Below are 23,401 nucleotides of genomic sequence, written 5' to 3' on the forward strand. Positions count from 1 at the left end.
ATTCATGAACGTAGGAATGGATGTACTGCAAATTGCGGTGGTTATCGGGCTGTTATTGCTCATCGTTAAGCCACTCGGCACTTATATATATCATGTGTTCTCGAATGAACCGAATAAGACGGATAGGATTTTTCATCCGGTTGAGAAATTCATATTTTGGTTAACGGGGTTAAAGAACCGATCCGAAATGTCTTGGAAAAGATACGCGCTTAGCTTGCTGTTGACGAATGCCGTGCTGACGGTAATCGGTTTTACGATCCTTCGCATACAGAAGTGGCTGCCGCTTAACCCGAACGGGATCGATAACATGGGGACGACGTTGTCGTTCAATACGATCATCAGCTTCATGACGAATACGAACCTGCAGCATTACAGCGGGGAGACGGGGCTCTCGTATTTCTCCCAAATGATCGTCATCATGATGATGATGTTCACGTCGGCGGCGACCGGGATCGTGGTGGCGATTGCTTTTATCCGCGGGATTACGAAGAAGGGCGGCACGCTGGGGAACTTTTTTACGGACTTTGTCAAAGCCCACACACGGCTGCTCATTCCGCTGGCTATCGTCGTCACCCTCGTATTGGTGGGATTGAAAGTTCCTCAAACACTAGATTCGACGATTCAAGCACAGACGATTACAGGCGAGACGCAGCAAATTGCCATTGGTCCTGTAGCTTCACTAGAGTCCATTAAGCACTTAGGAACGAACGGTGGCGGATTCTTTGGAGTTAACTCTTCGCATCCATTTGAGAATCCGAATCCTTTGACGAACGTGATCGAGATCTTGTCCATGTGGGCGATTCCAGCGTCATTAACATATACGTTCGGACGGTTTGCGAAAAATCAGAAGCAGGGTTGGATCGTCTTTTCGGTCATGAGCATTCTGTTCGTAGCCTTCTTAAGCCTCGTGTATATCTCAGAAAGTAACGGGAATCCGGTTCTGAATTCTGTCGGCGCTGATGTATCCCAAGGCAGTATGGAAGGGAAGGAAACACGCTTCGGTATCGCACAATCGGCACTCTTCACCACGGTTACGACTTCGGCGACGACCGGTTCGGTGAACAACATGCATGACACGCTGACACCGCTTGGCGGACTTGTTCCGATGTCTCTGATGATGCTGAATGTCGTCTTTGGCGGTGACGGGGTCGGCTTGGTCAATATGCTGATGTACGCGATCCTTGCGGTATTTTTGGCGGGATTGATGGTCGGGCGTACACCTGAGTTTTTGGGACGGAAAATAGAACCGCATGACATGAAGCTGATCGCGATTGCGATCCTTGCTCATCCGTTGATCATTTTAGGACCAACCGCGATATCGTTCTTAACGAATCTGGGATCAGGAGCAATTACCAATCCAGGGTTTCACGGGATTTCTCAGGTGCTGTACGAATACACGTCTTCGGCTGCGAATAACGGTTCCGGGTTTGAGGGATTAGCGGATAATACACCGTTCTGGAATATTATGACCGGCGTGGTCATGTTCTTGGGCCGTTACGTGTCTATCATCGCATTGCTCGGCGTTGCGGGTTCGTTATCCCACAAAAAATGGGTTCCTGAGACCATTGGGACGTTCCGGACGGATAACAAATTATTCGCGGGCGTATTGCTCGGTACCGTGATTCTGATCGGGGCGTTGACGTTCTTGCCGGTGCTTGTATTAGGGCCGATTGCGGAGTACCTAACTTTGGGTTAATGATGGGGTGAATGGAAATGGATTCAACAAATAAACGTAAAAAATTAATAACTTCCGAGATTGTGAAATATGCATTAGGTCAAAGCTTCGTGAAATTAAACCCGATGGTGATGATCAAAAATCCAGTCATGTTCGTGGTCGAGCTGGGAACATTCATCGTACTTTTGCTGACGTTGTTTCCATCGTCGTTCGGGGCGGAAGCGAATTTCGGATTTAACTTAACGGTATTCATTGTGCTGTTGTTTACGGTGTTGTTCGCGAACCTTGCCGAAGCGATTGCAGAAGGACGCGGCAAGGCGCAAGCCAATGCGTTAAAACAGACCAAAACCGATGTCACGGCTAATAAAGTGCAATCGGGCGGCGGGGTGAAAAGCGTCCCTGCGACAGAACTTCGCAAAGGCGATATTGTCATCGTGGCACAAGGGGAGATGATTCCGGGAGACGGTGAGGTCATTGCCGGGATTGCGACAGTTGACGAGTCCGCGATTACTGGGGAATCGGCTCCGGTGATGAAAGAAGCGGGCGGTGACTTCTGTTCGGTTACTGGAGGAACTCGGGTCGTGAGTGACCAGATTAAAGTACGAATTACAAGTGATCCGGGGGAATCCTTCTTGGATCGGATGATCTCGCTGGTCGAAGGGGCGAAACGTCAGAAAACCCCGAATGAAATTGCATTGAATATTTTGCTCATTACCTTAACGGTTATCTTCTTAATTGTTGTAGTCACCCTCGCACCGATTGCGAAATATGTAGGCGTGAACTTAGAGATTCCTGTTCTGATTTCCTTGCTGGTCTGCTTAATTCCGACAACCATCGGGGGATTATTATCTGCGATCGGGATTGCGGGGATGGACCGAGTCACACAGTTCAATGTCCTTGCGATGTCCGGGAAAGCCGTGGAAGCGGCAGGGGATATCAACACGATGATTCTCGACAAAACAGGAACAATCACCTTCGGGAATCGGATGGCCAGCGATATCATGCCTGTCGGTCAAGCGAATGTGGCAGACGTTGCTTCCTGGGCAGCGATAAGCTCCATTCAAGATGAGACGCCCGAAGGACGTTCCGTGATGGAGTGGGTTCGGAAAAATGGCTATACCTTCGATGAGTCGAAGGCTCGCGATGCGGAGTTTATTGAGTTCAAAGCAGAGACACGTATGAGCGGAATGGATCTGAAAAATGGCTGGAAAGTGCGGAAAGGCGCAATCGATGCAGTCAAACAATGGGTTACAACTCAAGGAGGTACAATTCCAGCAGATCTCACGGATAAAGGGAACCACATTGCATCGGAAGGCGGTACACCGCTTGCGGTTGCCGTGAATGATCAAATGCTGGGATTGATCTATCTGAAGGATACAGTAAAACCTGGGATGCGTGAACGGTTCGAGCAGCTGCGCAAAATGGGGATCAAAACCATTATGTGTACGGGGGATAACCCCTTAACCGCAGCAACGATTGCTAGAGAAGCCGGCGTGGATGATTTTATCGCAGAGAGCAAACCGGAGGATAAAATCGCAGTCATTCGCCGGGAACAAGCGGAAGGCAAGCTGGTTGCGATGACAGGGGACGGTACGAATGACGCACCTGCCCTAGCCCAAGCCGATGTTGGGTTAGCGATGAACAGCGGTACGATTGCTGCGAAGGAAGCCGCGAACATGGTGGACCTGGATTCAGACCCCTCGAAAATTATCGAAGTGGTATCGATCGGGAAGCAGCTGCTCATGACGCGCGGGGCGCTCACCACGTTCAGTATTGCGAATGATGTGGCAAAATATTTTGCGATTATACCGGCGATGTTCATGTTGGCGATCCCTGAAATGCATGTGTTGAACGTGATGGGACTCGGTTCTCCGATGTCTGCGATATTATCGGCATTAATATTTAATGCGGTTATTATTCCACTCTTAATCCCACTTGCGATGAAAGGTGTGGCCTATAAGCCTATGAGTGCGAGCAAGCTGTTGAGCCGTAACTTGGTACTGTATGGTCTGGGCGGCGTGATTGCGCCTTTTATCGGGATCAAAATCATTGACCTTGTCGTTCATTTATGGATTTAACGGGATGGGATAGAGAAAGAAAGGATGAACATGAATATGAATATGAATCTTCAGACAAATGCGCGTGCTGAGGCACCCACCAAACCTTCGATCGGCAACATGATATCCGTATCCATTCGGATTAGTATTGTATTTATTATCTTATGCGGGTTGATCTATCCGCTTGTCTGCACAGGGATCGCACAACTTGTCATGCCAGCACAGGCGAATGGGAGTTTAATAAAAGATGCTCAGGGGACGGTGATTGGCTCCTCGGTGATCGGTCAGAATTTCAAGGATCAGAAGTATTTCCAAGGTCGGATCTCAAGCATCGATTATAACGCAGCCTCTTCCGGCTCCAACAACTATGCACCATCGAATCCAGACATGTTAGCACGGACCAAAGAAGCGGCCGCAGCCTGGGTGAAGAACAATCCTGATGTGCCATTGCGTGAAGTGCCGATTCAGTTGCTAACGAATTCAGCGTCCGGCTTGGATCCGCAGATCTCACCGAAGAGTGCAGAGGTGCAAATTCCGCGCATCAGTAAACTTACAGGTGTGAGCACCGAAATATTGCAAAATCTTGTGGAAAAGCATACAGAAGGTCGCGACCTAGGGATTTTCGGCGAGCCGCGCGTGAATGTGTTGAAGTTGAACATCGATTTACAACCATTAATCAAGTAACGATAGCGTGAAAAGATGGAAGGGCAAAGGGGAAGAGGCACGGGCATGGAGCAGTTTCGACGAAAGACACCGGAAGAAATATTAGAGTCCATCACAAGATTATCCCGAGGATATTTCAAAGTATTGATTGGTGCGGTGAGCGGCTCCGGGAAGACGTATCATATGCTGCGCGAAGGACAGCAGTTGAAGATTCAGGGCGTCGATGTGGTGATGAGTGCCATTTCGACGCAGCAGCGTCCGGAGACGATGGAGCAGATGGGGGATCTGGAGCGAATTCCGAGCATTCACTGGATGAAGGATGGGGTAGAGCAGAAGGATTTAGATCTAGACGCGCTGCTATCGAGAAATCCGGAAGCTTTGCTCGTAGATGGTCTGGCTCATCGAAATCGCCAAGGTGCCCAGCATGCGACGCGGCTTGAAGATATCCAGATGCTGCTCAAAAAGGGTATCAGTGTGATGACGACGGTGAACGTCTACGAACTGCAGGAGGTCGCGGGACTCGCGCAGAAATACGTGGGCTTCAAGGTCGAAGAGACCGTGCCCACAGATACCTTGGAGATGGCTGATGAGGTGCGTCTCATTGACGTATCGCCGGAGACGATGTTGAAACGGTTCGCAGATGGGCAGCTTGGCGGACTTCGGCTGCCCTCCGACAGCTCCTTGTTCCAGCATGGTAACCTAGCGGTGCTGCGGGAGCTAGCCCTGCGGCTTGTCGCCGAAGGCGTGAATGACTCGCTGGAGCGGCATCGGGAAAGCCTGGGCTTGGTAGGTCCTTCGTGGGCTGCGGAGCGCATCTTAGTCGCTGCCCAGTATCATTGGAATGGATCCATCTATATTCGTCGGGGACAACAGATAGCCAAACGGTTGAATGGGGACTTACATGTCGTCACGTTCGTCAAACCTAATGTGGAGCTTACAAGAGAGAGGGCGGCCTTCAAGCGCTCCATGCTGAAGCTTGTCGAGAAAATTGGCGCTTCCCTTGAAGAGCTGCCACTATCCTCTAAACGCCTGCTGCCTGCTTCCTTAATGAAGTATGCCTTAGAACATCACGTGACGCGTATTGTGATTGGACATTCGAAGCAAACGCGTTGGCAGGACGTGATGAAGGGTTCCGTCCTGAACGCGTTGATTGCCCGCATGAATAATGTGGATATCTTCGTCGTTGCAGATCGAGCCGAGAACGATGGGGAACGGATCTTGCCGACAAAATCACGGCGCAAAGGGCGTCGGGCGGACTCCGAGAAGGGGCATTACAAACGATTAAGCCCGGAAGAGATGGAACAAGAAATTCAAAATATGAAGCGCGGAAGGTTCACGGTGTATATCGGTGCCGCGCCGGGCGTGGGCAAGACGTATACGATGCTGCGCGAGGGGAACGAGCTGCTGCGCAAAGGCGTCGATATCTGCATCGGATACTTGGAGACGCATGGTCGAGCCGAGACAGAGAGACAAATCGGCGAATTGGACGTGGTTCCAAGAAGAACGATCGACTATAAAGGCGTATCGATGGAAGAGATGGATACAGACGAGATTATTCGCCGTAATCCGGAAGTCGTGCTCGTCGATGAGCTAGCCCATACGAATGTACCGGGCAGCCCGTTCAAGAAACGTTACGAAGATGTGGAGCGGCTGCTTGAAGCGGGCATTTCCGTGATCTCGACGATGAATGTGCAGCATTTGGAGAGCTTGAACGATGCGGTTGAACAAATAACGGGCGTACGCGTCCGAGAGACGGTACCCGACCATGTAATGCGTCTAGCGAACGAATTAGAGCTCATCGATGTGGCGCCTAAGACCCTCCAGCAGCGATTGCGGGACGGACATATTTATCGGCGGGACAAGGTGGAGCAGTCGTTGAATCATTTTTTTAAGACCGGGAATCTGATTGCCCTGCGTGAGCTTGCCCTCCGCGAGCTGGCGGATGATGTGGATGAGCGGTTGGAATCCTGGGAACGGAGCCCCTCGCTTCGGGGACCGTGGCGCAGACAAGAAGTGATCTTCGTCGGGGTGACCTTAAGCCCGAATGCGGAACGCTTGATCCGACGTGGGTTCCGGATTGCGCATCGGTTAAAGGCATCCCTGTATATCGCGTATGTGCATCCCGGCGAGACACTTACCTTGGAGCAGCAGGAGCGGGCGCAGGCGATTGAGACGTTGGTGGATCGGTTCGGCGGGACGTTTAAGGTCGTCTTTACGCCCAAGTCGAGACCTGTCGTCGATGCCTTCCTGAAGGAAGCCAATGCGGTGCAGAGCACGCAGATTATTATTGGCCAATCGGCACGCCCTTGGATGACGCGTCTGGTGAGAGGGACGGTGGTTCAGGGGTTGTTGCGGAGAGCGCGACACATGGATGTGTTGATTGTGGCGAAGAATAAAGGGTGAGAGGATTCGGGGAAGAACAGATGAAGAGAGGTATGGATGCTGTGGGTTGCAGCTTCGGTGGGGATCTCCTTTCGGCCCCTTCTTGTCCGCCCCTTGCTTTGATTGGATGGGAAGGATGCAAGGGGCTACCAAAGAGGGGACGTAAACTCCTACAGGAGATTCCCCACCTACGCTGCTGGCATCTATGGGGACACACCCTCTATTCCCGCCACAATGGGGTGGCAGCAATAGAAGCGGGCATCGTGAACTCGCCCGCTATACCAGATAGACCAGTACAAAGACACAATACAAAGATAGAGTACAAATACAGACGCTGCTAGCGTTCACGGGGACACCCTCTATTCCCGCCACAATGGGGTGGCAGGACTAGAAGGCGGGCATTGTGAATTCGCCCGCTATACTACAAAGACTGAGTAAAGGGCTACCATCGGGCAACCAGCATAGACGTAGCGAATTAGGGGGAAACCAGCATAGACATAACAAATGGGGCTGAAGCATTTGCTTCAGCCTATTTATTATGGAAGCGAGATTCATGGTTAATGGGTTATTTCTTATAAGGGGCGGAAGGACGTTTACGCGCCTTTCCCTTCGGCGAAGACTTCGGATTGGTACTGCGCTTCCGCCGACGCCGACGCTTGGTCGGGAAATCATCGTCGTCATCGCCTTTCTTTTTCTTTTTGCGAGGGAGCAAGGTATCGGCCATCAATTTCACCATCGGTGCCATTTGGGATACGCTCTGCATCACTTTTTGCACTTTGCTCAGCGTGCTCACGATGCCGTCGATGCCGCCCATGCGGTCGATGAAGCCCTTGATGTCATTCATGCTGAAGCTGCTTTTGCCGGTGCTCGGGGCGATAGGCGTAACAGGTGTCTCATTCGGTGACAAGAATGACATCAGCGAATTCGATTGTCCCATCACGGGTTCAAAATCAGCCGGTGTCGTCTCTGGGATAGACTGCGGGTCACGGAACGGTTGATTGTTATATGGATTTCGCACGCCGGGGTAGGGTGAGAGCGGTTGTGAGCGTGTGTGTAGGCGTTGCGTCATGGATAGTTCACTTCCTTTACATATGAATGGTATAGGTTACTGTATGTGTTAGGCGAACAACATGATTGGACGAATGCCCGTTTTTATTGAATTTCATAGGCATTTATTTAGTTCTGTAGTGCAGGAAAACGGTAATGCTTGAAAAAGTTTTACAGTCTACGTTACAATGGGGGAGTAACTACCAGGAACTAGGGGTTGAGGATCAGTGCAATTAAAGAAGCTTAATGATAAAACGATCGATCAATTATTCGAAGCCGTGCTCACATTGAAGTCTGTAGAAGAATGCTATATATTTTTCGATGACTTATGTACGGTGAATGAAATTCAGTCGTTGTCACAACGTCTGGAAGTAGCTCGTATGTTAGGAAAAGGCTGCACTTATAATCAGATCGAAGCGGAGACGGGCGCAAGTACTGCGACGATTTCGCGGGTGAAACGTTGTCTTAATTATGGGAATGACGGCTATACCATGGCATTAGAGCGTTTGGAACAATAGACGATGAACCCAGGATTTCTGGTGATATGCCACGGTTCGCGGGACGCCTCGTGGGTTGTGCTCGTGGATGAAGCGGTTCAGCAGGCAGTTCTTCCAGAAGGATTGCCTGTTGAGGTTGTTTTTCTAGAAATTGTCGAGGGACGACTCATTCAAGATGGGATTGATCGCTTAGAAGCAAAGGGAGTTACGGATTTGCTCGTGATTCCTTTCTTTGTGTCTGGCGGAAGTACGCATCTGGATGAGATCGCTTATGCGCTGGGAGTCAAGGCGGAGCCTGCCATCGAGACGGACTTAGGTCCTTTTCGTGTGCGGGCCAACGTCTATTTTGGGCAACCGATGGATTCAGAACCGGAAGAATTGGCTAAGATTATAATAGAGAAACATCATGAGAACCTGAGCGCAGAGGAATCGAAGGATCCAGAAGTGCTATTGCTGGTCGCCCATGGGAGCGATCATCCTGTATTCTATGAACGATGGGTGCAGGGGATTCAGCGCATTGCAGATGAGGTACGGAAACAAGACAAATTTGTGGAGGTCGACACGGCTCTACTGCTTCCAGATCAAATGTATGATAAAATAATACGATGGCAGAATGAAACGGACTACACTGTAAGGTTGGTACCGTTATTTTTGAGTTCGGGGTATTTTACTAATCGTGTCATTCCGAAGCGTATGGGGCAGGCTGTGTGTAAATATAACGGGCAGGCGCTTCTCCCGCATCCGCTGGTCTCGAGATGGCTTGAACGTCAGGCTCGGACCGCGTTGCAGAGCGCTAGGAAGAACACGTAATGAATCGTAAATAGGTGGCATGATAATGGATCGAATTGTGAAAAAAGCGAGGCTCATCTATAATCCAACCTCGGGCCGGGAGGAAATGCGCCGGCGGTTGCCGGATATTCTCCAGAAGTTGGACTTGGCAGGTATTGAGGCGACGACGCATGCGACGGTCGGCGAAGGTGACGCAACGGCTTGTGCGATTGATGCTGTAGAGCGCGGCGTTGATCTGATTATCGCAGCAGGCGGAGACGGAACGCTCTATGAGGTGATTAACGGCATGGCGCCGTTACCGAATCGACCTCCGTTAGGGATTCTTCCAGTCGGGACGACGAATGATTTCGCCCGGGCGATGAATATTCCGCGGAACTGGAGCGATGCTTGCGATCTGATTATTGAGCAGCATAAACGTCCGATCGACATCGGGCTTGCCGGGGACCGGTATTTCATCAATATTGCTGGCGGCGGTTCCTTAACGGAGCTGTCTTATGAGGTGCCGATTAAGCTGAAGACGATGATTGGACAACTGGCTTACTACGTGAAGGGTCTTGAGAAGATGGCGCGGTTGCGTCCTTCCGAACTGATCATTCGCGCAGATGGCGTGGGCGAGTTCCATGAAGAGTTCATGCTCTTCTTGATCGCGAACAGCAATTCCATCGGTGGGATGGATAAACTCGCACCTGATGCGCTGATCGATGATGGATTGTTCGATGTGTTACTCGTGAAAAAATGTAATCTCGCGGAATTTATTCGCGTGGCTAGTATGGCGTTACGTGGGGAGCATCTCAATAATCCGAATGTCGTACATTTCCGGACGAGTAACTTGGAAGTGACATCGCCGGAGTATGTACAGTTAAATCTGGATGGCGAGTTGGGAGGCACGTTGCCTTGTAATTTCTCGGTGCTGCCTTCGCATATTGAGATTTTTGCGAAATAGTAAGCGTTCGGAAGTTAATCAGGATGGATCAGGTATGAAGATCGAATTGAAGTGAGCGTAAGCATGGGGGATTGCGATTGGCTCTGGAATGGGCACAGCGATCCTCTTTTTAATGATGATGGACAAGCAAGCTTCCACGTTATTCTAATTCGAGGCGGCGGGAAGCATTATTCTATAGAAGGTTGGAGCGGGTTAGACACATGAGTAGAGGTAGAAATCGCGGACCGAAGCCGCACAATAAGGGTCAACAGGAAGCACTGTTGAATCTGCCGGTATCGAAGAACGAAGACGTGGAAGTAGATATTATCGGATTAACGCATGAGGGGGAAGGCGTCGGTCGTGTGGACGGCTATACCTTGTTCATTGGCGGGGCTTTGCCGGGTGAACGCGTACGTGCGAAGGTTCTCAAAGTGAAGAAGCAATATGGTTATGCAAAGCTGACAGAGCTTGTGACAGCAAGTTCGGATCGCATTGCGCCACCTTGCGAGATTTATAAGCAGTGCGGTGGCTGTCAGCTGCAGCACTGGTCCTATGAAGCGCAGTTGGATTGGAAACGGCAGCATGTCGTGGACAATCTCGAGCGGATTGGGAAGCTGCAGGTTGGCGAAGCAGAAGGAATCACGGTTCACTCTACGCTAGGGATGACGGACCCTTGGGGATACCGGAACAAAGCGCAGGTGCCGATGGGCATGTCCGAAGAAGGCGGACTCATTGGTGGATTCTATGCGCGCAACTCGCACCGTATCATCGATATGGATGCCTGTCTCATTCAGCATGACCAGAACGATGAAATCGTGCGTCACGTGAAGGCGATCGGCCGTGACTTAGGCGTAGCTGCATACAACGAAGAGACGGGTGAAGGACTGCTTCGCCATGTCGTCGTACGTGTTGGATTCCGTACAGGCGAGCTGATGGTCGTCCTTGTGACCAATGGGTCGAAGCTTCCTCGCGTAGACGCTTGGGTTGAAGCCATTCGTGCGCAGGTACCTGGCGTGGAGAGCATCTGCCAGAACATTAATACCAAGCGGACGAATGTCATTTTCGGTGATGTGACGAAGACCCTGTGGGGACGGGATGTCATCTATGATTATATTGGCGACGTGAAGTTCGCAATCTCGGCACGCTCCTTCTATCAAGTTAATCCGGTACAGACCGAAGTGCTGTACGGGAAGACGCTTGAGTATGCGGGCTTGACCGGATCTGAGACGGTCATCGACGCCTACTGCGGGATCGGCACGATCTCGCTGTTCTTGGCGCAGCACGCGCAGCGTGTCTACGGCGTCGAGATCGTCCCAGAGGCGATCGAGGACGCGCGCGCGAACGCGGCGCTGAACGGGATCGTGAACGCGGAGTTCGCAGTCGGCGCAGCCGAGGACGTCATGCCGCAATGGCTCGAGCAGGGCGTATCGCCCGACGTCGTCGTCGTTGATCCGCCGCGCAAAGGCTGCGACGAGCGCCTGCTCGAGACGCTGCTTACGATGCAGCCGGAGCGCATCGTGTACGTGTCGTGCAACCCCGCGACGTTGGCACGGGATTTGCGGGTGCTCGAAGATGGCGGATATCGCGTGAAGGAAGTGCAGCCGGTGGATATGTTTCCACATACGGTGCATGTGGAGTCGGTTACACTGCTACAAAGACAATAAGGCTGGAAATCCTTAATTCCAAGTGCAAGAGTGTGGGAACACAAATAGAATAATGATTTAAAAAGGTGCTATTTAAAATAGTACCTTTTTAATTTTTTTGCGTTCACGGAAATTAAGAGAACAGAAACTCCTCTCCCCACAACTGAAATTCAGGATTATCTTTAAATCCCTCGGCAGTAATTTTTATCCGACCTGTAGCCGCGCTCTCGTCGTTTGGCACTTTGAATGAGGCCGTTTATAGCTTCCATGATGCTGTTTGTTACTTCTGACGTAAACCAGTGTAAGATTCCTTTTTCATGCTGGCGTATCGGTTCTCATTTACTAATTACGCATTAAATGTCGGCCATTGTTGGTTTTCTATTAGCGAAGTTAGGAGGTTTTCCGATATAAAACTAGAAAAGTATCTAAGAGGCCTTTGGAAACTAAGGAGGTAGTGTTATGGAAAAAGACCTGTTGGAACAGCTAAACCTATGGTATGAAGATGATGAATTTGAAAAAATAGTAGGCAGGATTACGGAAATTCCCGAACAGGACAGAGACTGTGATTTAGTCGGCCATTTAGCGAGAGCATTTAACAATCTGGAACGTTATGATGAAGCATTACTGAGCTCATGAGTTTTAAAGAAAGAATCAAACCATTTCAGTACATAGAGCATGATAGCGGCAGTGTATCGATCATTTTGAATGTTGGTATTTATAAGGATGAAATTTTTCAGACTCGGGCAGACGAGGGATTTGAAGGCAACGGTTACGATTGGGGATCCTTAGCAGTAGTCTTTCTTGAGGAAAAAATGCCTAAACTAGAAAATATCGTACATTTTGACCCGGAAGCTGATATGTTCTGCGCTTATTCAGATGATAGAGAGGCCATGCAAATTTTTGCGATTGGATTTAAAGATGCTTGCGAGGATGACGCCATAATCAGGGATTTATTCTCCCGCGCTGAATTGGATTGATCTGAGGACAAACTGTGGCTGTATCCGGGTTTGATGCTTGAAGATCGATTTGAAACACAAACTATTAACAAAGGCTATTTCTGATTTAGAGAGGGATGAGTATTGGAATAGCTTGTGTGAGTATCAATTAAAGAACGGTGTTACGAGAACTAAATGGAAAGACGAGGTTTTTCTAGATTTTGGTCTTGTTCCAATGGAACTAATCAATCTATTTAAAGTGATAAAAACTAGGTTTAGATGTATCCGCAAGGAGGATTTGCTCGCATGTCGCTTTGACCGCACCTATTGTTCGCCTTTTTCAGGCTGATGAAGATGTAAGAGCAATATTAGCAATAGCAATAAATGAGGAGGCGTTTAGACTGGAGACGAATGAGATAGTTGAACAGGAAAAGGACTTTGGTTTTGCCCGGGTGTACGCTGTGGAGCTAAAATACAAGCAGTTACCGAAGCTGGACCGAAACATGCTTTACGAGAAGATGGAACTTTACACGGGTAAGGTTGATCGCGGAGAGCATCATCCGGATGCCGCGGGACTTGCTGTGTGGGAAGCGAACAATCAGGAAGATCAGAATTTACTGCATTTTTTTCATTTGAATTATATGGTTGAATTTACGGAAGGCGAAATGCCGGCGCAAACCAGCCTGATGGATACAGAAAGCCGCCCGGATACGGACTACGAGACTGCCATTCAGCAGTCCTGGCACTGGCAGGAAGCCGCTCAAGTCGTGAATGATTGCGAGCACTCGCTGTTGTTGATCGACATGATGGCATCGGGACTCGATCCCAAATCGCGGCTGCAGCTGTTCACCGGCTCGCTGCGGGCGGTGCTGGAAACGGCTCCTTGCGACGCCATCTATTTCCGGGAAAGCGACAAACTCGTCGAACCTAGCGCTTATCTGGCGGCGATTGAAGAAGGACAACTGTTATATGGTGCGCTGAACATTCGGTTTTATAATGTTGAAGGCACAGGCAGCGACCGCCCTGAAGGTCTGATGGATTCATTGGGACTCGCCGCGCTTGGCATTCCGGATGTTCAGTGTCATTATTACGATCTGGAGCCTGATGAAGTAGCCGGGAATTTGCTCAATATCGCCTATTATTTATTCGACCGCGGTGACGTTATTGCCGACGGGGAAACAATCGGTTTCACCGAAGAGATGCGCTGGCGCTGCGAACACCAATATGGGCTGGCCGCACCGCACCGGGCTGTCATCGATATAGATCCGGGAGAACCTTATTATGCCGGCAGACAAGGCGCAGAGCAGTCGTAACCAGCAGTTACCCATCCACGATGCGGATTATTCCCATTTAATGAACTGATTATTAACGACTAATTTTAAAGGATGCTTGTAGGTCAGTATTGTGTACGGTAATAGGTTTCTGGGGACACGATAGAGTAAAAGGGGGAACCTTAATCCTCCTCCCTTTGAAATTTCAAATACTGAATCTTGTTTATTTTTTAAGATGAAATTTCTGAACCACTGGTACGGTGCTTCATGATGGAAAGGTTGTCCGTCGGGGTGGGAGAGTAGAAAAACCCCATTCTCCTCCGCGCCAAAGCTCCCCTATGTCATTCCGTTCCTGATTCCTATAGCTATGGTATTCCCTTAGTTCTTCGAGTACCGAAGAAGGAAGGGCTACTTTCCGAACGGATTTTTTAGTTTTTGGCTGCGATGGTCGATTTCAATTGTTCCAGAAGAAAGCCCACCGCTTTTTTTATCACCTCGACTATTTTCCTTTTCCAACTTGCCTAGAAAATCGACAATGTGAAGAGGTTTGATGTCCTTAATTGGTATATGTTGAAAAGCAGGAAGAATTAATTTTACCAATGATAGGGTTGTTGACTTCGTAGTCAACAATTGATAAAGTAAGTGTATGAGTAGACCAAGAGAATTTGATGTTGATCGTGTGTTGCACCAGTCTATGGAAGTATTCTGGAACAAGGGATTCAAGTCAACCTCCTATGAGGATCTAACTCGCACGACGGGGGTTAAGAAGCAAAGTTTGTATTGTATATTTAACGACAAGCGAGCGTTGTTCTTGAAGGCGTTAGTACACTATCGTGAACAATATATAGAGATACTTGAAAAGTTGGAAGCGCAGGAAATGTCTCCAGTGGACAAGCTGGAGTCTTTACGCGACTCTCTGCTGAACGAAGAAGCCACTTACCGAGGTTGCCTGATGGTAAATTCCGCTCTGGAGTTCGGAACAGAAGATGATCAGGTCACACGCGAAATAGAGCTGATGTTCGCTGAAGCCGAACAAATACTGGAGAAAATCGTCATCAGCGGCCAGGAACAGCAGTTGATTACGACCCGTTTTTCCAGCAGAGAGCTTGCATCTTATCTGAACAACGCTATTCTCGGCACGCGAATTCAGGAGAAATCCGGTGCGTCCAGGGAACAGATCAAGGCAGTCTTACGCGTGTCTTTTTCAATGATTTTGCCTTGATCTTTTTTTTGCCAAGTTATTGACTGTATAGTCAATAAAGCGTCATTACTGGGAAGAGTAGACCAGTCCAGGGAACAGATCAAGGCAGTCTAACTCGTGTCTTTTTCAATGATTTCGCCTTGATCTTTTTTTTGCCAAGTTATTGACTGTATAGTCAATAAAGCGTCATCACTGGGAAGAGTAGATCACCATTACTACATTAAAGGAGGTGTTGTATATCGAGATTCATTTTGGGCAAAGTTTGAATTGAAGTAAAACTGATCTTAAACGCAGGCACACGGTCTGTGATACTACTTAAGTTTTTTATATAAAACATTAAATTTGGAGGCTATTATGAACCATACTCAATCCGTAGAACCCTTGTATAAATCTTTTGAATTAGGCAACTTGAAATTATCTAATCGTATCGTGATGGCACCGATGACCCGTCAATTTTCTCCGGATGGTGTGCCTGGTGCAAATGTAGCTGCCTACTACCGCCGCAGAGCTGAGAATGGTGTGGGACTTATTGTGACCGAAGGAACGGTGATCAATCACCCGGACGCGTCCAATCAAGCCGATGTTCCGCACTTTTATGGTGAAGCTGCACTAAACGGCTGGGCAAATGTGGTGACTGAGGTACATGAGGCAGGCGGAAAGATCATCCCACAATTGTGGCATATGGGAACACGAGGCCAAGTTGGTGATTATTCGGAAGCGGAAATTGCAGAGATCGTCCAAGCCTTCGCACAGGCAGCAGCGGAAGCCAAGCGAATTGGGTTCGATGGTATTGAGCTACATGGTGCTCATGGATATTTGATCGATCAATTCTTCTGGGAAAAAACCAATCAGCGTACTGATCGTTATGGCGGTAATATGCTTGCACGCACACGCTTTGCAGTGGAGGTCATCGAGGCCTGCCGTCAGGCCGTTGGACCAGAATTCCCGATTGTACTGCGTTTATCACAATGGAAAGGAAGCGATTATACAGCGAAGTTGGTTGAAATGCCGGCACAGCTGGAGCAGTTCCTGGCGCAACTGGTTGATGCGGGCGTAGATATTTTCCACTGTTCCACTCGCCGTTTCTGGGAGCCTGAATTCGAGGGCTCTGAGCTGAATCTTGCCGGCTGGACCAAAAAGCTAACAGGCAAACCGACCATTACGGTTGGGTCCGTTGGCCTTGACAGTGAATTTATGAGTGTTTTCACCGAAGGAAAGGGAGCAAACCATGTTGGGATTGATGGATTAATCCAAAAGCTCGAACGAGAAGAGTTTGACTTGGTGGCCATAGGCCGTGCCCTGTTGGTTGATCCTGATTGGGTAGCCAAAATTCGTGACGGCCGGACGGATGAGCTGATTCCTTTTACGACGGAGGCACTAAAGACACTTAACTAATTCTTATAGCAACTCATGCATGATACAAGCAGTGACAGACCAGAATTTTGGGTCTGCACTGCTTTTTTAGCAAACTCACTTAAGAATAAACAGTCACGTTAGCCAAAAGAGGGATTCGGTTAGATGCAGATAGTTATATGACTTATAAGCAACAGGAAGAATAAAACAGAAAAACGTGTCACCCATCTTAGTGACACGTCAGTATTACTATGCCTTTAGCAATTCAGGATTTTGAGATTGTGTTTGAATAGCAGTTGTAACTGGTCGGCGTTCTTGTTCATATTGTTCAAATGCCTCAGTAATCGTCTCACATGAAGCTAATGCATCAGCGATTGCTTCAGCATCTTGAATAGCAGAGTTTGCACCTTGACCTAGCGTTGGCAACATTGCATGTGCTGAATCACCAAGTAATGTAATACGTCTTGTACTCCATTTCTCAAGTGGTTGTCTAAAATATAACGCGCGAGACATTACTGGATATTCGAATGAATCAAATAATCGCACAAATCCTTCTTCAAAATGTCCTACGTGTGATAGAATTAGCTCTTTATCTACAGGTTTTGACCATGATGCATCTTGCGTCGGATAGATCATATCTAATGCAACACCATTGGCGACTGGAATAAGGAACGCAATTATATCACCCTCTTGGTACATGACAACACGTTTTTCTTCCACCAGATGTTTGGTTTCCTCATAACTGAAAATAGTACGAATTGAATGGGCCCCACAAAAGATCGGTTCATCATTACTAAAGATTTTACGTGTATTTGAGTGAATACCGTCCGCTGCAATCACGACATCTGCCTGTACAACTTTCCCATTTGTAAACCGAATCTCTACATGATCTTCATGCTCAATCATAGACTCACATTTATGATCTAAATGAATATATTCACTTGATAACGGTGTTAATAGGGTATCTAATAAATGTGCACGATGGATAACACGTGGCTTGTACCCTTCTAAACTATCTAAAGTCAATAAATCTAATCCACTTTTCGGGCCATCTGCTATTAATTCACCTTTTGCTGTTAACATATCAAGTTTTTTAACAGTTTTCCCTTTTTCTTCACATAACTCGCCTAAACCCCATTTATATAATAAATGTTGCGTTGGTGGATGCATAACAATTCCAGCACCTACTTCAGTTAACTCTGGTGCTTGCTCATATATATGCGCTTGAATACCACGTTTGTATAACGCTGTTGCTGTTGCTGCTCCGCCAAGCCCACCGCCAATAATAACTACCTTTAAATCATCCTTCATATTAGCTACACTCCCTTAAAATATACTTAACAGCCTGTTTTATACACGTGTATATTTTTTTGTACTGCTATAGTTTATATGTTATAGTGTATAACTTATATAGGCAACGAACAGTATTTCGAAAATGTCGATTAACTAGACACGAAGGAGATTTTGCTGAATGGATAACAAAAAGAAAGAAGACTTACGCGTCATGAGAACTAGAAAACTCTTAGTTCAATCATTATTTACTTTACTAGAACGTCATTCATTTCATACTATTTCTGTAAAGGAAATTTGTGAAGAAGCTATGGTTCATCGCACAACGTTTTATACGCATTTTGATGATAAATATGATTTAATGGCTTATGGATTACAAAATATAGCCAAGGAATTTCAATTTATTGAGGGTAATATTCGTGAAAACCTGATTAAATTATTCAATATGTCATTGAAGTACAAAGCACTTTTTTCACAATTGTTAACAGAAGAAAAAGATTCTTTAAGGTATATCATTATGAAAGAGATGAATAAAGGGGTTAAAAATGTTATTCAAGATCAAAATAGTAATCAAAGCCTATCATTCTCTTCAGAGATCGCTTTAGCTGCCTTTTCCGGGGCATCATTAGGCGTACTCAATTGGTGGGTGAATGAAGGAAGTAATATTAGTGAGCAAGAAGCAAATGAGGAAATGAAAAAAATATTTAATTGGGATTATATAGAAAAAACTTTAAAATGAACTTATTCAAATAAAATCGGGCGTAATTGTGGAGTAAACGGAAAAGAATAATATTGATATTTGATACCTTCTCATATTCTAGATATAATCATATTAAGAACAAGTATTCGGGAGAGGTTCATATTGCAAAAGTTACTTGTCCTGACAGCCTCAAATACTAGTAGTAGGCTTTGAAAACATAGGAGGATTACATGTCCTGGAGCAAATTGAAGCAACAACTGGAGAGTTTTCTCTGTCCAGCGTTATATGGAAGGGTTGAATACCGCGCAACCGGTTACCGCTATTTACCTGATAAATCAGGGATTTGTTATATTGCCGTAGATAAAAAGAACGTACTCAATATGAGTGATATAACTACCTTAATCAGATGGTATCAGACGGAGCTGGAAATTAAGAATGATTCAGATATCCAAATTCCTATCAACAATGAAGAAATTGAAGCGGTCAGAAAAGAAACCAAGGGGACAGTTCCGGAGGATCGTCTAAAAGTAATTGCAAGAAGTAGAAAAATATCAGGATATGCAAAGGAGATTTTGTCAGCTCAGGCATCATTAAGTAAATCAAATTTTATCGTTGTAGCTACTAAGTTTTTATCTATTTCTATAGAGGAAAGCATAGAGAGCAATGATATCTTATTGAATATTCTAGCTTTGGTGGACAGACGGGTAGGAAAAAAACGAATTTTAAACATGACCGAGAAGATGAAGTTAAAGCATCCAATTGTGCAGTATTTTTATGAACTACGGCGTAGTACGTTATGAAAATAAATAACTCATTTACCTCCAATCGAGAGCCCTTCAAAATGAATACAGTATCTATAAAATGAAACCCAGTGCCTTAATGGTACTGGGTTTGTTGTATTATGAAAGAAAAGTAAAGTGAGATGAGTCTGTTGTTGTACGCTGGTAAACAAATAGAAACTTTTTTTGAACTGTGCAATTAAGTAGAGCAAATAAAAGGCGAAGGCGGCCATAGGACGGGCCGCCTCTTCGTATTATTATCAGGTTTGGATAAGAAGGACACCCTTCGGAAGTGACAGATTAGTCTCGCCATTCTTATAGGAGAAGTTGACTCGTCCAGCTGGGATTTGAAACTCCAGTTCAATTTGTTTGAGTGATTTTGGAATTTGTGGTTGAAAGGACACTGTTTTCCATCCCGGGGCTGCGGGCTTCAAGCCGATCACTTCCTCGATAAGTAATGGAATAGGGGCGCTTGCCCATGGATGGCATAGGCTTGTATTCCACTTCAAATCCTTCGACCAAGCTTCGAAACATGCAGTTGCGCCTTCTTTAACCATATTGCCCCAGGAGTGTAGATTTTCTGAACGAATAAGCTCATAAACAAATTCATGTTCTCCTACAAGAGCAAGTGCTTTCAGTACAAAATATGCCATATAGACACCGCAGTTCAACCGCTTTGTGCGTAGGAATTCGATGGATTCTGCCTGGTCTTTCTCATCCGTTAAACCGAATAAAAGTGGGAGTGCATTCGCATGAAGTGACGAATGCTTGGAGCCCTCAGCATCTATAAATAGTCTTGTTTCTTCATTTCGGAATACCTTGAGAAAGGCGTTCCGAAATGCTGCTAAACGCTCTTCAGATATTGTTTTCTCTATTAAACCAAGTATATCCTCTAACTCTCCAATAACGCTCATTGCCCCATAATAGAATGCATTGATGACGTTATGACAGCCTGGACCAAGCGGATTTTCCAGCTGAAAATCGTAACCATCACGCAGTCCCTCTGGCCAATCGACGAGGTTCCATTTGTCGGATACTTGTGTAAGCAAGCCGTCATTTCTGCGGTACTTGTCAAAATGCCTAATAATGCCCGCTGCTACTGGTAACATTTCACTGACAAACGCTTTGTCACCGCTTTGCTTGTAATATTCGAGAAGCTGCATCGGCCATTGCAGAGAATAGTCAGCAATTTCCTGCATGAAATGGCCGGGAGCTACTGCCATTAATCCTGGACATGTTCGTGCAGACAAGGAAAAATCATAAAGCGATTTGCGAAATAGCCTTAAATCGCCCGACAAATAGACGTGTGCATGGGCAATCACCGTATTGTCTCCTAAATATTGTCCTTTCTCACGGGATGGACAATCGACATAATTTTCTTGTGAGCCATACTTGACCCCGTTGCGGCAAATGGACCAAATTTCATTCAACATGGGATCGGAAGATTCGAACAGACAAGCTTCCTCATCAAGCGGGTAATGGCGTACTAATGCTGCGAAGCTGTCCGTATTCAGAGTCATACTTGGTGGAGCCAATACCTCAACATAACGAAACGCTTTATAATCATAAAAATCCAGTTCGTCTTCCTGACCGGAAAGAGTCCAAATCTCCTTATAGATACAATTGCATCGCAGCTCGTAACGAACACGTCCGCTGTCCTGCAGTTCTTCACCACATCGAATCTCAATGGTTTGTCCTTCGGAACCATGCGCTCTCATTGTAAATTGGCCTGTTATTTCTTTGCCAAAATCGAGTAGAAAGCCCTCGCCTTCAATAGATATAATTCGACTGGGTTTAATAGTGTATACCGACAATGGAGGGGTAGGCTGAAGAAATAATCGATGATCATTGTAATGGTGAACAACGGGGTGATCCCATTCTGAGTCATCAAAGAGAGCTTCTTTCCAGCCATTTTGCTTCAAGCGATTGTCTATATTTTCTAAAAACTGAGTGTTGTATCCAATGATTCCGCCATTTCCGTATTCAAGTGCCCTGTGCAACTTCCAGTTGGAATCAGTTGCGGCTGTCAATTTCCCGTTCACGCTTAGCTCGGCGATTAGACCTTGGCGATAATCGCCGCTGTTGAAGGCTCGGCAAATTAGCCCTTGATAATAGACGTGAACAGCCATTACGTTTAATCCTTCTGTTAAATATGCAGCAACGTCGTACTGGTTATAGGGATAGTGGTCATAAGGGCCTTGTGCTGGACCTTGCCCGACAAAAATACCGTTTACATATAGCTTATAGTAGTCATCCGCTGTGATATCCAGAATTGCTCTTTCAATATGAGCAGAGTTTAAGCAAAATGTTTTTCTTACTAGTATATGGTGATTTATTAAATTTTCCTTGTGCTCTGGCAATGTCTTAACTATTGTTTCTTTGTGAAAAGGTTCGATAGGTTGTAATTCTTCAAATGCCTTATCCATAATCCAAGAGGCTGACCAATTTTTTTTCAATTTCCTGCTCCTTTTTTAGAAATGATTTTAATTGTTACAATGTAAATAACAGCAAGGGCCAGGCATGCCTGACCCTTGCTCTATATTGATTGAATTAGTTGGTCATAGGATTGAAATCAGGCACTTTTACCAGGTCTAGATCTACTGACCCAGCTTTGACTGATTCTTCGAAAAATTTGTTTTGCACTTCACTAAGTTCTTGCATCAGTTTGTCGATATCTTCGCCGCCTTTTGTAAATGCGTCAGTGAAGACTTCCCAGACTCCATAACCGCCGCCAAAATCAATATCACCTATTTTAGGCGGAGGATTTAATAACTTATAATCAACCGATGGTGCAGCTATATATTGTTTGGCTGGTTGCGTGATGATAAAGTCAGCCAATCCTTTCCGTTCCTGAGGCGGCAGAGATTTGTCCTGGGCGGCAATATTTGTGAAGCTTCCCAGTCCAGCTTTAGCTAATTCCGTATACATATCATCAGAGGTGAAGAATTCCCAAACTATTTTCGTTTCCTTCAGATGCTTTGTATTTTTATTAATAGTTATTCCATTTCCGGTATTGTAAGGTGAGGAGCCTTTTACTTCACCATCCCATGTTGGGAAATCTGCTACTCCCCAATTGATCTTGGCAGGGAATTGATCGTTAAACACCCCAATATCCCATGTTGCTGCACTAAGCATGCCAACGTTGCCTTCCGAGAACTGTGCTCGAATCATATCATTATCATATGAACCAACTCCAGGGAACACACTTCCTTCCTTGTTCACATCATGCCACCACTGGATGTACTTACTGTAACGTGTATAATCGAATTTTCCTGCTTTGGCATCCCAACCGCCGCCTCCCCAGTAATCGCCAGAACGAGCGGAAGGAATAAGAGCATAGTATTGCCAGAATACAGTTTGTTTGATTGGGAGTCCCAGACCGTATTTTTTTCCGTCGCCTTTTTCAGTAATGGTTTTGGCGTAATCCCTCATTTCCTGCCAAGTTGCAGGTGGTTTCTCAGGATCGAGGCCTGATGCCTCGAATAGATCTTTGTTGTACACAAGCTTATAGTTAGTTACATTTTCTCTTATTTGATAGAATTCATCTTTCTTTGCGAAAGAAGGCTTATAGAAGGCTGGTTCAACAAAGCGTTTCTTAGTTTCCTCTGTGATCATGTCGTTAATGTTTAAAATCGAGCCGGCTGCATAAAGCTCCTGGGGGGGCTCGAACATCAGATCCGGAAGTTTATTTGCATTGAAAGCTAATCTGAGTTGATCCGGATAATTATCTGTAAATACTTTGTACTCAATTTCGATATTATCCTTATTTGTCTCATTAAACTGCTTGATCAATGCTTCTCTAGTAGCTTGATCATGCCTTGCACTGTTCCAAATCTCAATTTTGACCTTTGATGCCGAAGGTGAAACGGTTGGTTCTTTCGGCGAATTATCTGGTTTGGAACAGCCTACTATCCCTCCCAACGTTAGAAGAAGACAGGATAAAATAAGCACCGACTTGCCTTTTTGTTTCATGTTCATTTATGGACTCCCCTTAACAATTTTTGTTTTCCAATGATTATGCTAACCGCTTCTATTATTAAGGGTAACCCCTCAAATTTAGTATTTATTGAATTTCAATTAACCAAATAGCGAGTATGCCTTTTATTATAATAATCCCTTGGCTAACCATTTCGGAATCGTGCAATAAACCTTAAGTTACGGGGGTTGTGGGTATTTGGTGCTTGATTTTATACTTTA

21 protein-coding genes are annotated in these 23,401 nt (G+C 46.3%); 15 read left to right on the forward strand and 6 right to left on the reverse strand.

Going from position 1 to position 23,401, the window contains the following annotated elements; genetic code table 11:
• Window positions 1-16 precede the first annotated feature (16 nt).
• From kdpA to BVG16_RS28640, 4 genes are read left to right on the forward strand one after another with little or no spacing between them, the layout of a single operon-like run.
• Window positions 17-1,696, forward strand: a complete 1,680-nt coding sequence (gene kdpA, locus BVG16_RS28625; RefSeq protein WP_078502663.1) for a potassium-transporting ATPase subunit KdpA — start codon at window positions 17-19, stop codon at window positions 1,694-1,696.
• Window positions 1,697-1,713: 17 nt separating this feature from the next.
• Window positions 1,714-3,753 carry a potassium-transporting ATPase subunit KdpB gene (kdpB, locus tag BVG16_RS28630; protein WP_078502618.1) on the forward strand — a complete coding sequence of 680 codons (2,040 nt, stop codon included), beginning with the start codon at window positions 1,714-1,716 and terminating at the stop codon, window positions 3,751-3,753.
• 36 nt (window positions 3,754-3,789) lie between these two features.
• Entirely contained in the window at window positions 3,790-4,416 is a 627-nt protein-coding gene (gene kdpC / locus BVG16_RS28635) for a potassium-transporting ATPase subunit KdpC (protein ID WP_078502664.1), read from the forward strand.
• Window positions 4,417-4,461: 45 nt separating this feature from the next.
• Window positions 4,462-6,798, forward strand: coding sequence for a universal stress protein (locus BVG16_RS28640; RefSeq protein ID WP_078502619.1), 2,337 nt, complete (start codon window positions 4,462-4,464; stop codon window positions 6,796-6,798).
• A gap of 544 nt (window positions 6,799-7,342) precedes the next feature.
• Here the strand turns inward: BVG16_RS28640 and BVG16_RS28645 are convergent.
• Window positions 7,343-7,795: a hypothetical protein gene (locus BVG16_RS28645; protein WP_144027526.1), complete on the reverse strand. Its 453-nt coding sequence runs from the start codon at window positions 7,793-7,795 to the stop codon at window positions 7,343-7,345.
• A gap of 256 nt (window positions 7,796-8,051) precedes the next feature.
• On the opposite strand from BVG16_RS28645, the gene BVG16_RS28650 reads away from it, so the two are divergent.
• From BVG16_RS28650 to rlmD, 4 genes are all read left to right on the forward strand, one after another.
• On the forward strand, window positions 8,052-8,342 hold the full coding sequence (locus BVG16_RS28650) for a YerC/YecD family TrpR-related protein (protein ID WP_078502621.1): 291 nt from the start codon (window positions 8,052-8,054) through the stop codon (window positions 8,340-8,342).
• A 3-nt stretch (window positions 8,343-8,345) separates the two neighbouring features.
• Window positions 8,346-9,131, forward strand: coding sequence for a sirohydrochlorin chelatase (locus tag BVG16_RS28655; protein ID WP_078502622.1), 786 nt, complete (start codon window positions 8,346-8,348; stop codon window positions 9,129-9,131).
• A gap of 37 nt (window positions 9,132-9,168) precedes the next feature.
• Window positions 9,169-10,053 carry a diacylglycerol kinase gene (locus BVG16_RS28660; protein WP_078502665.1) on the forward strand — a complete coding sequence of 295 codons (885 nt, stop codon included), beginning with the start codon at window positions 9,169-9,171 and terminating at the stop codon, window positions 10,051-10,053.
• Window positions 10,054-10,253: 200 nt separating this feature from the next.
• The gene (gene rlmD, locus BVG16_RS28665; protein WP_078502623.1) at window positions 10,254-11,696 is read left to right on the forward strand and encodes a 23S rRNA (uracil(1939)-C(5))-methyltransferase RlmD; all 1,443 of its coding nucleotides are present in this window, start codon (window positions 10,254-10,256) and stop codon (window positions 11,694-11,696) included.
• A 161-nt stretch (window positions 11,697-11,857) separates the two neighbouring features.
• Here rlmD and BVG16_RS34125 read toward each other — a convergent pair whose 3' ends face one another.
• A complete protein-coding gene (locus BVG16_RS34125; protein ID WP_078502624.1) occupies window positions 11,858-12,004 on the reverse strand; it encodes a transposase in 147 nt (48 codons plus the stop codon).
• Between the two features lie 130 nt (window positions 12,005-12,134).
• Here BVG16_RS34125 and BVG16_RS32590 point away from each other — a divergent pair, with 130 nt between their 5' ends.
• The 3 genes from BVG16_RS32590 to BVG16_RS28680 all read left to right on the forward strand — a co-directional run bounded on the left by BVG16_RS32590 (window position 12,135) and on the right by BVG16_RS28680 (window position 13,923).
• Window positions 12,135-12,311: a hypothetical protein gene (locus BVG16_RS32590; RefSeq protein WP_198957549.1), complete on the forward strand. Its 177-nt coding sequence runs from the start codon at window positions 12,135-12,137 to the stop codon at window positions 12,309-12,311.
• Window positions 12,308-12,652 carry an immunity 51 family protein gene (locus tag BVG16_RS28675; protein WP_078502625.1) on the forward strand — a complete coding sequence of 115 codons (345 nt, stop codon included), beginning with the start codon at window positions 12,308-12,310 and terminating at the stop codon, window positions 12,650-12,652. The genes BVG16_RS32590 and BVG16_RS28675 overlap by 4 nt, the downstream gene beginning before the upstream one ends.
• Window positions 12,653-13,011: 359 nt before the next feature.
• The gene (locus BVG16_RS28680; RefSeq protein ID WP_078502666.1) at window positions 13,012-13,923 is read left to right on the forward strand and encodes a DUF4261 domain-containing protein; all 912 of its coding nucleotides are present in this window, start codon (window positions 13,012-13,014) and stop codon (window positions 13,921-13,923) included.
• Window positions 13,924-14,289: 366 nt separating this feature from the next.
• On the opposite strand, the gene BVG16_RS34130 is transcribed toward BVG16_RS28680, so the two are convergent.
• Window positions 14,290-14,604: a tyrosine-type recombinase/integrase gene (locus BVG16_RS34130; protein ID WP_144027527.1), complete on the reverse strand. Its 315-nt coding sequence runs from the start codon at window positions 14,602-14,604 to the stop codon at window positions 14,290-14,292.
• On the opposite strand from BVG16_RS34130, the gene BVG16_RS28685 reads away from it, so the two are divergent.
• Window positions 14,528-15,103 carry a TetR/AcrR family transcriptional regulator gene (locus BVG16_RS28685; RefSeq protein ID WP_078502626.1) on the forward strand — a complete coding sequence of 192 codons (576 nt, stop codon included), beginning with the start codon at window positions 14,528-14,530 and terminating at the stop codon, window positions 15,101-15,103. The genes BVG16_RS34130 and BVG16_RS28685 overlap by 77 nt on opposite strands.
• Window positions 15,104-15,436: 333 nt before the next feature.
• A complete protein-coding gene (locus tag BVG16_RS28690) occupies window positions 15,437-16,477 on the forward strand; it encodes an NADH:flavin oxidoreductase (RefSeq protein WP_198957550.1) in 1,041 nt (346 codons plus the stop codon).
• Between the two features lie 207 nt (window positions 16,478-16,684).
• Here the strand turns inward: BVG16_RS28690 and BVG16_RS28695 are convergent, their stop codons facing one another.
• Window positions 16,685-17,746, reverse strand: coding sequence for an FAD-dependent oxidoreductase (locus tag BVG16_RS28695; protein WP_078502627.1), 1,062 nt, complete (start codon window positions 17,744-17,746; stop codon window positions 16,685-16,687).
• Between the two features lie 160 nt (window positions 17,747-17,906).
• Here BVG16_RS28695 and BVG16_RS28700 point away from each other — a divergent pair, with 160 nt between their 5' ends.
• Window positions 17,907-18,464 (forward strand): TetR/AcrR family transcriptional regulator, encoded by a 558-nt coding sequence (locus BVG16_RS28700; protein ID WP_078502628.1) that lies wholly within the window; start codon window positions 17,907-17,909, stop codon window positions 18,462-18,464.
• A 191-nt stretch (window positions 18,465-18,655) separates the two neighbouring features.
• Window positions 18,656-19,225 carry an SF0329 family protein gene (locus BVG16_RS28705; RefSeq protein ID WP_078502629.1) on the forward strand — a complete coding sequence of 190 codons (570 nt, stop codon included), beginning with the start codon at window positions 18,656-18,658 and terminating at the stop codon, window positions 19,223-19,225.
• Window positions 19,226-19,464: 239 nt separating this feature from the next.
• On the opposite strand, the gene BVG16_RS28710 is transcribed toward BVG16_RS28705, so the two are convergent.
• Together BVG16_RS28710 and BVG16_RS28715 are read right to left on the reverse strand one after the other, a co-directional pair.
• Entirely contained in the window at window positions 19,465-21,660 is a 2,196-nt protein-coding gene (locus BVG16_RS28710) for a family 78 glycoside hydrolase catalytic domain (protein WP_078502630.1), read from the reverse strand.
• 94 nt (window positions 21,661-21,754) lie between these two features.
• On the reverse strand, window positions 21,755-23,182 hold the full coding sequence (locus BVG16_RS28715) for an ABC transporter substrate-binding protein (protein WP_078502631.1): 1,428 nt from the start codon (window positions 23,180-23,182) through the stop codon (window positions 21,755-21,757).
• Between the last annotated feature and the right edge of the window lie 219 nt (window positions 23,183-23,401).

It is taken from the genome of Paenibacillus selenitireducens (assembly GCF_002021565.1).
GTDB classification, from domain to species: domain Bacteria; phylum Bacillota; class Bacilli; order Paenibacillales; family Paenibacillaceae; genus Paenibacillus_K; species Paenibacillus_K selenitireducens.

What these genes read in the sequence shown, in the direction of transcription:
- kdpA (WP_078502663.1), top strand. Translation starts at nt 17, where the DNA reads ATGGATGTACTGCAAATTGCGGTGGTTATCGGGCTGTTATTGCTCATC.
- kdpB (WP_078502618.1), top strand. Translation starts at nt 1,714, where the DNA reads ATGGATTCAACAAATAAACGTAAAAAATTAATAACTTCCGAGATTGTG.
- kdpC (WP_078502664.1), top strand. Translation starts at nt 3,790, where the DNA reads ATGAATATGAATCTTCAGACAAATGCGCGTGCTGAGGCACCCACCAAA.
- BVG16_RS28640 (WP_078502619.1), top strand. Translation starts at nt 4,462, where the DNA reads ATGGAGCAGTTTCGACGAAAGACACCGGAAGAAATATTAGAGTCCATC.
- BVG16_RS28655 (WP_078502622.1), top strand. Translation starts at nt 8,346, where the DNA reads ATGAACCCAGGATTTCTGGTGATATGCCACGGTTCGCGGGACGCCTCG.
- rlmD (WP_078502623.1), top strand. Translation starts at nt 10,254, where the DNA reads ATGAGTAGAGGTAGAAATCGCGGACCGAAGCCGCACAATAAGGGTCAA.
- BVG16_RS32590 (WP_198957549.1), top strand. Translation starts at nt 12,135, where the DNA reads ATGGAAAAAGACCTGTTGGAACAGCTAAACCTATGGTATGAAGATGAT.
- BVG16_RS28675 (WP_078502625.1), top strand. Translation starts at nt 12,308, where the DNA reads ATGAGTTTTAAAGAAAGAATCAAACCATTTCAGTACATAGAGCATGAT.
- BVG16_RS28685 (WP_078502626.1), top strand. Translation starts at nt 14,528, where the DNA reads ATGAGTAGACCAAGAGAATTTGATGTTGATCGTGTGTTGCACCAGTCT.
- BVG16_RS28690 (WP_198957550.1), top strand. Translation starts at nt 15,437, where the DNA reads ATGAACCATACTCAATCCGTAGAACCCTTGTATAAATCTTTTGAATTA.
- BVG16_RS28695 (WP_078502627.1), bottom strand. Translation starts at nt 17,746, where the DNA reads ATGAAGGATGATTTAAAGGTAGTTATTATTGGCGGTGGGCTTGGCGGA.
- BVG16_RS28700 (WP_078502628.1), top strand. Translation starts at nt 17,907, where the DNA reads ATGGATAACAAAAAGAAAGAAGACTTACGCGTCATGAGAACTAGAAAA.
- BVG16_RS28705 (WP_078502629.1), top strand. Translation starts at nt 18,656, where the DNA reads ATGTCCTGGAGCAAATTGAAGCAACAACTGGAGAGTTTTCTCTGTCCA.
- BVG16_RS28715 (WP_078502631.1), bottom strand. Translation starts at nt 23,182, where the DNA reads ATGAACATGAAACAAAAAGGCAAGTCGGTGCTTATTTTATCCTGTCTT.